Here is a 10,985-nt window from a genome sequence, read left to right on the forward strand (position 1 = left end):
ACGACCGATGCAGCCGATCATGCTCGGCGCATGTGTAGCGCGAACGGCAATGACGAGGAGGCCGACGGATATAGGGCCATGGCCCGGCGGACGGACCGCCGGGCCAAGGACGTCAAGCCGCGCGGGCCTTGCGGGCGGGGAAGTCGATGTCGGTCTCGGCAACGTGGTTGAGGTAGTTGGTGAAGATGTTCGCCACCACGTTGCCGACCGTCTCGACGATATCGGCCTGTGTCAGTCCGGCGTCGCGGGCCGCGGCAAGGTCGCCATCCGCCACCATGCCCCGCGCCTGCACGATGGCCACGGCGAGCCGCAAGATCGCCGCGGTGCGCGGATCCTCGGAGCGCCCGGCAAGATGCGCATCGATCGTCTCTGGCGCGACTTGCAGGCCGGCCGAGATCGCGGAATGCGCCGAGGCGCAGTAGTCGCAGGCATTGGCGCCGGCAACGGCCAGCGCGATCGCCTCGCGGGTGCGGGCGTCGAAGCTGCCGCGTCCAAGCGTTTCGCCGAGTCCGAGAAGCCCGGCAAGCACCGCGGGCTGGTTCGCGGCGACGCGGTAGAGGTTCGGCACCATGCCGATCTTGCCCTTGATGGCGGTGAAGAGTGCGGCGGCCTCGGGGGTGGCGGCGGCGTCGGAAATCTGGGTGATACGAGCCATTGGATAGGTCCTTTCGATATGCAGAGGGATCAGGCCGCGACCATCGCGGTTTCGGGTTTCGAGAGTCCGATGACCGCGACCACGGCGGCGCCGTTCAGCCAGTAGTAGGCGGCATCGAGCCCGGAAAAGCCGAGCGCGAAGGGCAGGATCAGGAACAGGACGCCGACCGCCAGATCGACGGCGAGGTGCAGCTTGTAGGGCAGCACGCGGATCACGCCGAGGTGGTGGTCGGTGAACACGGTCAGCAGGAAGGCCGCGACGCCCACGATCGGCGAGATCGTGAGGGCGAGCGGATTTGAGGCACCGAGCCCGAGCAGGAACGGCAGGGCGATGAGGGCGAGCGCGACGGGGTAGTCGAGCCAGGCATGGATGGTCTTGGTGACGAAGCGCATGGCGCAGGGTCCTTTCGGTTGGAGATGAAACGACGAGCGACGCCGCCGTGGCCTCCAACCTAAGGGTACCGGTGCGGACGATGAATTTCAGATAGTCCATATAGTATTGCAGATCGTCCGAGAGCTCGGACGCGGCTCTAAGCTGCCTCGTGACGCGCCACGCCGGATTGCCGGAAGGCGGCGGGCGATATGCCGATCTCCTTCTTGAAGACCCGGCTGAAGGCGGACTCCGAGGCATATCCCGAAACCTCCGCCGCCTCGGCCACCGAGAGCCCCCGCGCTGCGAGCGCCTCGCGCGCGATCTGCATCCGCCAGGAGGTGACATAGGCCATCGGCGTCACGCCGAGTCGGTCCGAGAACCGCTCGGCAAAGCCCGTCCGCGATAGCCCCGCCTCGCGGGCGAGGCTCGCGACCGTCCAGTCTGCTGTCGGCGCGCGGTGAAAGGCGGTCAGTGCCCTTGCAAGATGGGGGTCGGCAAAACCGGCCACGCCACAGTCGGCCTCGTGCTCCGCCTCGATATGGGCGCGGACCGCCTGCGCGAAGATCGCCTCGGACATCTTCAGCGCGATCAGATCGCCGCCGAGACGTGCGCCGCCGGCCTCGGCCCCGATGACCTTGAGCGTGGCTTCAAGCCAGGGTCCTGCCTCCTCGCCATAGCCGCGCAGGTGGATGAACGGGGGCAGGCGGTCGAACAGGATGTGGCGCGACCCCTCCGCCAGGGCGAAATGCCCGCAGATCAGTTGCGTGTCGCGCGGGCTCTCGTCGCCGCCCCAGACCAGCGTCCCATGACCCGGAAACCCGGACCGGGACAGCACATCGTCGAGCGGCAGGGCCTCGTCGGGGCCGGTGTGACGGCAGCACAGGACATGGGCCGCGCCGTGGGGAATCACGATCAGGTCGCCCTGCGCGAGGTGCACAGGAACCGGCACCCCCGCGACACGCACCAGCGCCTCGCCCCGATGGGCAAAGTGGAAACGTGCCACGTCGCGGAAGGCGGGCACGCGGACGCCCCAGGGCTCGGTGAAGCTCGTCCGGAAGTAGAGCGAGCCACGAAGCGAAAGGCGGGTGAGGATGTCACTGAGAAGGTCCAACATGGCGGAGAGTTTATCAGCAATTTCAGGCGCGTCCAGCGTGTCGGACGATCCGGCATGAATTCCGGACTTTCCGGCATTCAAACGCCGGATCACCTGGGGCAAACCGGTGGCGTTGAAACAACCAACCCGGAGACACTCCCATGAAGACCCTGACTCTTGCCCTCGGCCTCGCCCTCGCCACGACCGGCCTCGCCGCTCAGGCGGACGAGCCGATGAACGACCTCGAGATCGCCCACACCGCCTATACCGCAGGCGGGCTCGACATCCGCTATGCGCATCTGGCGCTGGCGATTTCCGAGAACGAGGCGGTCCGCGACTTCGCCCAGACGATGATCCGCGACCACACGGCGGTGAACGAGGCGGCCGGCGCGCTGATCGCCGAACTGAACGTGACGCCGCAGGACAACGCGCTTTCGCAGGCCCTCGTCGAGGGTGCCGCCGCCAAGCGCGCGGAACTGATGGCGCTGAGCGGCAACGCCTTCGACTGCGCCTATGCGGAGAATGAGCTTGGCTACCATCAGGTCGTCAACAAGACCGTCGCCGAAAGCTTCATCCCCGCCGTCACGGTGGCGCCGCTGAAGGCGCTGCTCGAGGACGCGCTGGTGACCTTCAAGGCGCACGAGCAGCACGCGGAGAACATGGTCGCGGGGCTGACGTGCGCGGGCTGACGCCCCTGACCCGGCGCGGGTTCGGCCGGGGGCTGGGCGCGGCCCTGTCCCTGGCCGGGCTGCCGGGGCTTGCGCGGGCCCATGACGGCACGCACGAGGTCGAGGTGGGCATTGCCCGCTTCGCCTTTGATCCCGCGCAGGTCGAACTGCTGGTCGGGGACAGCATCACCTGGACCAACACCGACTTTGCCCCGCACACCGCCACGGCCGAGGACGGCGCCTGGGACACCGGCACGCTCGAGCGCGACGGCCGCGCACGCATCACCTTCGACGCGCCCGGCGACTATCCCTACTTCTGCGCCCATCATCCCCACATGAAAGGAACCGTCACCGTCCGGACCCGGTCCGGCGCATGACGCGCGCGGGCTGCCCTGTTCCAATCCCCTTCGGCCGGCCCGCACCATTCCCAGGAGAGCTTACCATGTCACCTGCCATCACCCTCGTCAGCCATGCACTTTGCCCCTACGTCCAGCGCATCGCCATCGCGCTGGACGAAAAGGGCGTGCCGCATGATCGCATCACCGTCGATCTGGCGAACAAGCCCGGCTGGTTCCTCGCGCTGTCGCCGCTCGGGCGGACGCCGATCCTGAAGGTCGGCCAGGCGGCGCTGTTCGAATCCGCCGCGATCCTGGAATTCCTTGAGGAGACGCAGCCCAACCCGCTCCACCCCGCCGACCCAGTCGAACGCGCGCGGCACCGCGCCTGGATCGGCTTCGGCTCGGAATGCCTGAACGACATCGCCGGTTTCTACACCGCCCCCGAGTCCGGGACGCTCGAGCGGAAGGCTGCGGCGCTCCACGCGCGGTTCCGGGTGATGGAGGGCCAGCTTGGCCCCGGCCCCTGGTTCGCCGACGACCATTTCAGCCTGGTCGATGCGGTCTTCGCGCCGGTATTCCGCTACTTCGACACCTTCGACCGGATCGGCGATTTCGGCGTCTTAGATGGTCTGACCTGGATGCAGGCCTGGCGTCGCGAACTTGCCGAGCGGCCGTCGGTGCGGACCGCAGTCGCGCCCGACCATGACGACAGGCTTGCCGACTTCCTGCGCCGGAAAGACAGCGCGCTGTCCCGGTTGATGGAGCACCCCCGCATCGCGCTGCGGCAAACAGCGTGACCGGCGTCGTCCCCGCCCTCCGCTTCGCGCGGCTGACCGAGGTGCCGCTGGCCGAACTGCTGGCGCACATGTCCGACCCGCGCCTGCGCGAACACATGCCGCTGCTGACGGGCGCCTGGGGCGAGGCCGAGGCGCGGGCCTTCGTGGCGGCCAAGGAGGCGGCCTGGGCGCGCGACGGTCTCGGTCACTGGGCCTTTCTGGCCGATGGCCGCTATGTCGGCTGGGGCGGGTTCCAGAAGGAAAGCGCGGAATGGGACTTCGGCCTCGTGCTGCGGCCGCAGGATTTCGGGCTTGGCCAGCGGATCACGCGGGCGGCGCTCGACTTCGCGCGGGCCGATCCGCGCATTCCCTTCGTCACCTTCCTCCTGCCGCCCTCGCGCCGCAACCTCGGTGCGCTGCACCGGATGGGAGCACAGTCTGCCGGTCGGCATTACCACTCCGGCGCGACATTCCTGAAATTCCGCCTCGACACCCCTTCGACGGACGACATGCCCAAAGGAGACAACCTGTGACGACCATCGACCATCTCAGCCTCGGCGTTCCCCACGTGCCTGCGGCGCGCGCCTTCTACAGCCGTGTTCTGGATGAACTCGGCATCCGCTGTCTGGCCGAGGGAGAGGGCTTCGCCGCCTTCGGCCGCGACCGCGTCGCCTTTCTGCTGCTGCGCCCCTTCGATGGCGGACCTGCCTCGGCGGGCAACGGCGCTCACGTCGCCTTCGCAGCGCCGGATCGCGAGGCGGTCGCAAGGGCCCATGCCGCGGGCCTCGACGCCGGGGCAATCGACGAGGGAGCTCCGGGTGTGCGTGCCGCCTATCCGATGCCCGGCGTCTTCGCCGCCTATCTGCGCGACCCCTGGGGCAACAAGATCGAACTGGTCCATGGCGGATTCGGCGCCTGATCGCGGCCCAGCCGAGATCGAGCGGCTGCGCACGCAAGTCGCCGCCTGCACGGCATGCGCGGACCTGCCCCTCGGGCCGCGTCCACTCGTCCAGATCGGCGACAGCGCGCGCATTCTGATCGCGGGCCAGGCACCGGGGCGGCGGACGCATCTGGCCAGGCGCCCATTCGATGACGCTTCAGGGGTGCGGCTGAGACATTGGCTCGGCCTCGACGCGGCCACCTTTCGGGATCCTGCGAAGGTTGCCATCCTGCCTATGGGGTTTTGCTATCCCGGAACCGGACGATAGGGCGACCTGCCTCCGCGCCCCGAATGCGCGCTCCGCTGGCGGCAGCCATTGCTCGACGCTCTTACTAATGTGCGCCTCACCGTGGTGATCGGACGCTATGCGCAAGCATGGCACCTGCCTGAAACCATTAAGCTGTCGCTTGGGAATGCGATGCGGGACTGGCGTGCGCGCTGGCCCGAGGTGATCCTGCTGCCCCACCCAAGCCCGCGCAACGCAAGTTGGTTCCGGGGCAATGTCTGGTTTGAGGACGAAGTGGTGCAAGTCTTGCGTCAGCATATTGCTAAGCTTCTTCGCGATCCGTCGCCATGATGGGGATTCGAAGCTGAAGGCTTCTGGTTCAGTATTGAACTGGTGCATCACATCATGGTCTGGATATTGGAACATCCGTTCCAAATTTTTCTCTTTGCATAAAGAGCTTAGGTCTGGTGAGACGGACATAGTGTTCACCCATCACCGCAAGTACGCAGGTCTTGGATATTCAAGTTTCTCAATACATTCGGTAAGTGAGATTTCGAATCATCCCAAGATATGGTTTGGTTTTAGTTAGGGGCTGTTAAATCTCTTGCAGTGCAAGCGCCTGTCAGGATTGGCGCACCAATCCACCCACCGGCAAATAGAACTCCGTAATCCCGCGCTTCCCCTCAGCCCGCCCAAGCTGGACGATCACATCGATGGATTTCCGGATGTATTCGCGCACTTCGGCGAAGGTCAGCGGTGTGCCAGCCTGCAGCACCATGATCGCCAGCCGGTCGATGGCGAGTTCTGCGGTTTCAGCGTGGATGGTTGAAACCGACCCACCATGGCCGGTGTTGATCGCCTCGAGATAGGTCAGGGCCTCGGCCCCGCGCAACTCGCCGACGATGATCCGATCGGGGCGCATACGGAGGGAGGCCTGCAGGAGGGCGTTGGCGCTGCGTTGCGAGCCGGCACCGCGGTCGGCCAGGAGGGCGACCGTGTTCGGCTGGCCGGGGAAGAGTTCGAAGGCGTCCTCAATGGTGATCAGCCGTTCGTGCTCACTGACATGCGTCAGGAGGTGACGAGCGAACGTGGTCTTGCCGGTTGAGGTGCCGCCGCTGATCAGGACGTTGAGCCGTGCCTCGACCAGGGTTTGCAGCGCGGCCTCAAGGTTCTCTTCGGCGAGGGAGGCGATGTTTTTCATCTTCTCGGCGCGGAGGGCATCGAGCGAGACGGCTTTGCCGAAGAGATAGGCGGGGGCGTAATCCCGGACGCTGCCCGAGGCAAAGAGGCGGATGGTGATCGAGGCGCCGCGATCGATGGCGGGCGGAACGGCGACCTGGACCCGGAGGGGGCGGCCTGCATATTCTACCTTGCCGGAGACGAGGGGGTTCTTTTCAGAGACGCGGGCCTTGGCGTCGCCGACGATGGTCTGGGCCATGTTGAGAGCGGTGATACGATCCACGGTCTGGCCTTCGTGGCGCATGGTGGCGTCGCCCGCGACCTCCAGCCAGACCTTTCCGTCCGGGTTGATCGCGATCTCGACCACGTCGTCCCGTCTCAGGAGGTCGCGGAACGGGTCGAGATAGCGCTCGAGGTAGGAGGCTGGCGAGGCCTGATCCATCAGTAAATCACCACGTCTCTATCCACGAGCACAGTGACCGAGGCGCCCTGATCGACATAGATCGTCGGCGCAATCGAGACCTGATCGGCAATGACGGACCCGACCGCGTCCTGAAGATCGCTGCCGACATCGCCCAGGACGATGCTTGTGGTTTCATTATTGGCACTCTCCGCAGCAACGGCCGGTGCCGCCCCGATCACGGAAATCAGCGCTGCCCCGCCGAAACGCTCAGCGAATTTGGTGTCGACAAGACCGGTTAGTCCCGAGCGGCCAAGCTGGTCCCCGCCCACGGCGGCAATTTCCATCGAGGTGCCGTCCGGGGTCAGGACGCGGGTCCAAAGGATGAGGATACGTTTCTGATGCATCTCGATCCCCGAGCGGTATTGGCCAAAAAGGCGGGAGCCTCGGGGGATCAGGATCCGGTCACCGGAAAACGCCGGAACCGGCTCAGAGACGACCGCGACGACAGACCCGGGCAGATCGCTGTTGATGGCGGTCTGGAGCGCCGCCTGGATGACGGACCCTTGGGTCAGGGTGCGCTCAGGGTAAGCGAGGCGGGTGGCTTCCTGCACCTCGAGCGGGCGGGCGGTCTGCAGGAATTGCTCATTGCCCGAAAGCACGGGTCCCCCGGTGCCTGCGGCCGCCGGATCGGCCACCGCCGCGCCACTTTGGCCGCCACGCGGACCGTCGGCATAGACCACGGCGGGGGATTTGATCTGCGCGGTCAGAAGCTCTTCGGCGATCCGCTCGGCCTCGCGCTGACGCTGTTCCTCTTCTTGCCTGCGGCGTTCCTCGAGCAGGCGCTGGTCAGCAATCAGCCCCTCACGGTCGAGCTCGGCCTCGAGCCCTTCCCGCTGCGCCCGTTCGGCATCTAGCATGGCTTGCAACCCGGCGATACGGGACTCGGTCTGGCGCTGCAGGTTGGCAAGCTCAACTTCTTTTGCGGCAAGCGTTGCTTCGAGTGCTGCCTTCTGCTCGTCGAAGGCTTCGCGCAGGTCCGCGACGGCGGATTGGATTTCCGAGTTGCGGGCGGCCTGGCTGGCGGCGAGAGCTTCGCGGAGTTTGGCGATCTCGGCCAGCACTTCGGCGTTCGGTTCCGGGGCAGGGGCCGCGGGCACGTCGAGTGCTTCCTCGACGGCGATCAGCGCGTCATTGACCCGTTGCTCGGTCTCGTCGGGTGGAAACTCCAGCCGCCCGCCGGTGCCGGGGCGGCGGTCCTGGAAGGTCTCGACATCGGAGGTCTCGAGTGCGCTGTCGCCCTCCTGCAGGCCGGTGGCCAGGAAATACGCGACCCCGGCACCGCCAAGGGCGAGGGCGGCGGCGAAGGCACCGACCCCGAGGCTGTTGCCACGGCGTTTGGATTTACCGCGCTGGCTGAATTGATCGAGACGGTCCTGCAGATCGGGAGGGGTTTGATCGGCCATGGTCAGTTGCTCACGTAGATGGCGCTCTCGTCGCGCATAGCACAGATCGCCTCGTCGCCGATGCGCAGCGTCCAGTAGGTGTTCACCCCGAGCACCCGGACGGTGTTGCCTTGTTGGGTCCAGTTGACGGTGCGCTCACGGCCCTGGTCATCGGCCTTGAAGAGGGCGGGTTGGCGACCGTTCTCCGGGAAGACGAAATACGTATAGCGCCCGTCGTCATAGATATGGCTGGGGCGGAAGTCGCCCTCGCCCGAGACGCGGTAGTTGTAGTTGCGCGGCGCCTCAATGCCCTTGGGCTGGGTAGCCGCCGTCGCGCGGCGTTCCTCGTCGGGGTAACGGAAGCGCACCTCGAAGAACATTCCGGTGCGGTTCGGAATCGAACCCTCGCGCAGATGGAAAGAGTAGGTGCGTCGGTTGGTGATGACCGTCATGTTGGTCGAGGCCTGCGCCACATGTGGTTTGATCGTCAGCACATTGCCAAGTTCGGGGATCGGATCGACCTGGAAGCTCTCGGTGTCGCCGACGATCACCGCCTCGAACCGCTCGCCCGCCCCGAAATGAATCGTCGTCGAATGTCGAAGATCGGTTTCGATCCGGTAGACCTGGTTTTCATTATAAACGGCGGTGCGGATGCGGATGTCGAGCGGACCGCCTTGCGGCGTGGCCTCGGCGAGGGCGGCAACAGGAAGGGCAAGCGCCAGGAGGAGCGCGGGCAGGGATTTCATCTTGGTCAGTTCTCCAGGGTCTCGGCGTCGACGCGGTAGGAGGTCACCACGAAGCCCAAGGGGTTGGCCCAGACGTCCTGAAGGCGCTGGCGGGTTTCGGGTTGGAAGTCGTAGCCGACGGTGGCCACGTAAGACCGGGTGACGGTGCGGGTGTCGCGGGGACGGCGCAGCGTGCGGGTGAAGCGGACCTGGGCCACGCCGCGCTCGATCTGGTTCACGGACTTGATGACCACCTCGATCTTGGCGTCGCGCCCGTAGACGGTGATCGGGTAGTCTTCATTGGTGGACGACCAGAGATCGCGTAGCGTGCGCGCGGCATCGCCGTCGGAGCGGTCGAGCACCGAGTTGATGCGCTGCTCGCCATCGGTCAGGTCATAGGTCTCGCGATCGTCGACGTAAGATACGAGATTGGCCTGGATGATGGCGTCGCTCTCAGAGAGCGTCAGTGCCTGCACCGCCGCGACCCGGTCCATCTCGCCGGTCTCCTTGTCGACCACGACCACGAAGGTTTCAGTCGATTTGAGGGGAAAAAGACTCGCGCCCGCGACCATGCCGGCCACGCCGACCAGCACCCCTGCTGCCGCGACAAACCATGCAAAGCGCTCGCGTCGCCTTGGCCCGTAGATGAAATCCGCCTCGAAAGCGTCGCGGTCAGGCGAGGTGGAACTGGTCACAAGCTTCTTCACGTCAGTCGTCTTTCACATCAGGGTTTGCGGAAGGATTTGGCGGCGGAGAGGAGCGCGCCGGGGCTTTGGCGAATCATCTCGCCGGTCTTCACCACGCCCGCATTGGCCATCTGGTTCAGCTCATGTGGGGATTTGCCGGTGACAAGACGTGAGGTTGCGCCAGTGCCATACTCCCGCGTGTTCACAAAACCCTGGCGGGCGAGACCGGTCAGACCCGCGGCGTTGGAGGCAATGCCGACGACACCGGTGAGGTTTGAGGCGATGTTGGGCACCGAGGCCATGATCCCGGCGCTGAGGATTAGGATCACGAGAAAGGGCAGAATGAGGCTGACGGTCTCGACATCGCCCGGATCGGCGGAGGCGTCGCCTATGGCCTCGGCGATGGCGACGATGATGCCCGCGGCCCCGGCGGCGGCGACGGGCATGAGCGCGTAGCCGATGGTGGCGCGGGTCCAGGCCTCGAAGAGGGACTGGGTCGGTTTGAAGAGCGAAGTCACGATCATGAAGGGGGCGATCACGATCATCAGCGCGAAAACGATGCGGGCGAAGGCGATGATCCCGGCGGTTACGGCGGCAAAGACGGCGGAAAGGACGAAGAAGATGGCACCGAGGACCGCGCCGAAGACCCAGCCTGCGCGGTCGCCGATCGTATCGCCATAGGCGGTGATGCGGGCAACCATGTTGTCGAGGCTCTCATAGACCCCGGCTTCGTCGCCCGAGCCGGTGAGCGCGAGGATCGAGGCGCCGACGGAGTCGGGGACTTCTGTGACGATGCCATAGATGACGCTGAAGTTGTCCCAGCTCTGCGCGAAGATCCCTACGAGTGCCACCTTGATCCCGAAGGCAAAACCGGTGCCGAAGGGCAGGGGGCGGAGCTGCATCACCGCGTTGATCCCGAGAAGGACGACAAGGAGGGTCGCGCCCGCCGAGATGACATTGCCGACCGAGGCCGCCGAGGAGACAAAGCCGTCCTGCGCCACGGTGTTCACCGCAGCGTCGACCTGGCCGAGGATGTCGCGAATGACCCCCATTTACTCGGCACATGCCTCCGTAACCTGGGCTTCCAGCGCATCGGCTTTGGCGTAGAGATCCAGCACTTTGAACGGCAGGCGTGGGTTGTTCGAGGTCTGGAACCGGGGCAGGGCGGTGAGCGCCTGATGCCAGGTGAACTGACTCAGCAGGCAGGTGCAGGTTTCCGAAACGAGCGCTTCTTCGGCGATCAGGATGCGCAGGATGGCGCGGTAGCCATTGCGCAGGTACGCGGTCTCGGCCAGATCGGCGGGCGGTTTCGGGACGCGGCAGTCGTCGGCCTCGTCCCGCGCGACGACCATCGAGCTGAAGGGCGTGTCGCCGGATGGTTCGGTGTTCGGGGTCTTGGCCAGTGCGGCACTGTGAAGTGCGGCCAAGACAAGAGCGGCAAGACCAAGAGCCCGAACTGAAGCCAACTTGTGGGTCATGGAC

The 10,985-nt window shown here is 65.8% G+C and carries 14 protein-coding genes and 1 pseudogene; 6 read left to right on the forward strand and 9 right to left on the reverse strand.

The annotated features are described in order from the left end of the window. Nucleotides 1-112 precede the first annotated feature (112 nt). From OO25_RS16630 to OO25_RS16640, 3 genes are all read right to left on the reverse strand, one after another. Complete coding sequence (locus tag OO25_RS16630; protein ID WP_040181281.1) at nt 113-655, reverse strand: carboxymuconolactone decarboxylase family protein; 543 nt, start codon at nt 653-655, stop codon at nt 113-115. Between the two features lie 29 nt (nt 656-684). Next, entirely contained in the window at nt 685-1,047 is a 363-nt protein-coding gene (locus OO25_RS16635; protein WP_027238656.1) for a hypothetical protein, read from the reverse strand. A 137-nt stretch (nt 1,048-1,184) separates the two neighbouring features. Then, nucleotides 1,185-2,141 (reverse strand): AraC family transcriptional regulator, encoded by a 957-nt coding sequence (locus OO25_RS16640; RefSeq protein ID WP_040181367.1) that lies wholly within the window; start codon nt 2,139-2,141, stop codon nt 1,185-1,187. A 140-nt stretch (nt 2,142-2,281) separates the two neighbouring features. Here OO25_RS16640 and OO25_RS16645 point away from each other — a divergent pair, with 140 nt between their 5' ends. The 6 genes and pseudogenes from OO25_RS16645 (at nt 2,282) to OO25_RS23465 (ending at nt 5,419) form a co-directional block, all read left to right on the forward strand. Further along, nucleotides 2,282-2,809, forward strand: a complete 528-nt coding sequence (locus OO25_RS16645; RefSeq protein WP_040181284.1) for a DUF4142 domain-containing protein — start codon at nt 2,282-2,284, stop codon at nt 2,807-2,809. Then, nucleotides 2,797-3,165, forward strand: coding sequence for a cupredoxin family copper-binding protein (locus OO25_RS16650; protein ID WP_052465692.1), 369 nt, complete (start codon nt 2,797-2,799; stop codon nt 3,163-3,165). Before OO25_RS16645 ends, OO25_RS16650 begins: the two co-directional genes overlap by 13 nt. 65 nt (nt 3,166-3,230) lie before the next feature. Further along, entirely contained in the window at nt 3,231-3,923 is a 693-nt protein-coding gene (locus OO25_RS16655; protein WP_040181286.1) for a glutathione S-transferase family protein, read from the forward strand. After that, entirely contained in the window at nt 3,920-4,435 is a 516-nt protein-coding gene (locus OO25_RS16660) for a GNAT family N-acetyltransferase (RefSeq protein ID WP_040181288.1), read from the forward strand. Before OO25_RS16655 ends, OO25_RS16660 begins: the two co-directional genes overlap by 4 nt. Further along, nucleotides 4,432-4,821 carry a VOC family protein gene (locus OO25_RS16665; RefSeq protein ID WP_040181290.1) on the forward strand — a complete coding sequence of 130 codons (390 nt, stop codon included), beginning with the start codon at nt 4,432-4,434 and terminating at the stop codon, nt 4,819-4,821. The genes OO25_RS16660 and OO25_RS16665 overlap by 4 nt, the downstream gene beginning before the upstream one ends. After that, nucleotides 4,802-5,419: pseudogene (locus tag OO25_RS23465) on the forward strand (uracil-DNA glycosylase family protein). The gene OO25_RS16665 and the pseudogene OO25_RS23465 overlap by 20 nt, the downstream one beginning before the upstream one ends. Before the next feature lie 271 nt (nt 5,420-5,690). Here OO25_RS23465 and OO25_RS16675 read toward each other — a convergent pair. From OO25_RS16675 to OO25_RS16700, 6 genes are read right to left on the reverse strand one after another with little or no spacing between them, the layout of a single operon-like run. Further along, a complete protein-coding gene (locus tag OO25_RS16675; RefSeq protein WP_040181292.1) occupies nt 5,691-6,689 on the reverse strand; it encodes an ATPase, T2SS/T4P/T4SS family in 999 nt (332 codons plus the stop codon). Continuing rightward, nucleotides 6,689-8,113, reverse strand: coding sequence for a TrbI/VirB10 family protein (locus tag OO25_RS16680; protein WP_040181294.1), 1,425 nt, complete (start codon nt 8,111-8,113; stop codon nt 6,689-6,691). The genes OO25_RS16675 and OO25_RS16680 overlap by 1 nt, the downstream gene beginning before the upstream one ends. A 2-nt stretch (nt 8,114-8,115) precedes the next feature. Then, on the reverse strand, nt 8,116-8,838 hold the full coding sequence (locus OO25_RS16685; RefSeq protein ID WP_040181297.1) for a TrbG/VirB9 family P-type conjugative transfer protein: 723 nt from the start codon (nt 8,836-8,838) through the stop codon (nt 8,116-8,118). A 5-nt stretch (nt 8,839-8,843) separates the two neighbouring features. Further along, complete coding sequence (locus OO25_RS16690; protein ID WP_040181300.1) at nt 8,844-9,524, reverse strand: virB8 family protein; 681 nt, start codon at nt 9,522-9,524, stop codon at nt 8,844-8,846. 17 nt (nt 9,525-9,541) lie between these two features. Beyond that, complete coding sequence (locus OO25_RS16695; protein WP_040181303.1) at nt 9,542-10,555, reverse strand: type IV secretion system protein; 1,014 nt, start codon at nt 10,553-10,555, stop codon at nt 9,542-9,544. After that, complete coding sequence (locus tag OO25_RS16700) at nt 10,556-10,981, reverse strand: hypothetical protein (RefSeq protein WP_081855478.1); 426 nt, start codon at nt 10,979-10,981, stop codon at nt 10,556-10,558. Nucleotides 10,982-10,985: the final 4 nt, after the last annotated feature.

The sequence above is a fragment of the Phaeobacter sp. S60 genome, assembly GCF_000826845.1.
In the GTDB taxonomy this organism is placed as follows: Bacteria; Pseudomonadota; Alphaproteobacteria; order Rhodobacterales; family Rhodobacteraceae; genus Phaeobacter; species Phaeobacter piscinae.

What these genes read in the sequence shown, in the direction of transcription:
- OO25_RS16695 (WP_040181303.1), bottom strand. Translation starts at nt 10,555, where the DNA reads ATGGGGGTCATTCGCGACATCCTCGGCCAGGTCGACGCTGCGGTGAAC.
- OO25_RS16675 (WP_040181292.1), bottom strand. Translation starts at nt 6,689, where the DNA reads ATGGATCAGGCCTCGCCAGCCTCCTACCTCGAGCGCTATCTCGACCCG.
- OO25_RS16655 (WP_040181286.1), top strand. Translation starts at nt 3,231, where the DNA reads ATGTCACCTGCCATCACCCTCGTCAGCCATGCACTTTGCCCCTACGTC.
- OO25_RS16640 (WP_040181367.1), bottom strand. Translation starts at nt 2,141, where the DNA reads ATGTTGGACCTTCTCAGTGACATCCTCACCCGCCTTTCGCTTCGTGGC.
- OO25_RS16700 (WP_081855478.1), bottom strand. Translation starts at nt 10,981, where the DNA reads ATGACCCACAAGTTGGCTTCAGTTCGGGCTCTTGGTCTTGCCGCTCTT.
- OO25_RS16680 (WP_040181294.1), bottom strand. Translation starts at nt 8,113, where the DNA reads ATGGCCGATCAAACCCCTCCCGATCTGCAGGACCGTCTCGATCAATTC.
- OO25_RS16630 (WP_040181281.1), bottom strand. Translation starts at nt 655, where the DNA reads ATGGCTCGTATCACCCAGATTTCCGACGCCGCCGCCACCCCCGAGGCC.
- OO25_RS16635 (WP_027238656.1), bottom strand. Translation starts at nt 1,047, where the DNA reads ATGCGCTTCGTCACCAAGACCATCCATGCCTGGCTCGACTACCCCGTC.
- OO25_RS16685 (WP_040181297.1), bottom strand. Translation starts at nt 8,838, where the DNA reads ATGAAATCCCTGCCCGCGCTCCTCCTGGCGCTTGCCCTTCCTGTTGCC.
- OO25_RS16645 (WP_040181284.1), top strand. Translation starts at nt 2,282, where the DNA reads ATGAAGACCCTGACTCTTGCCCTCGGCCTCGCCCTCGCCACGACCGGC.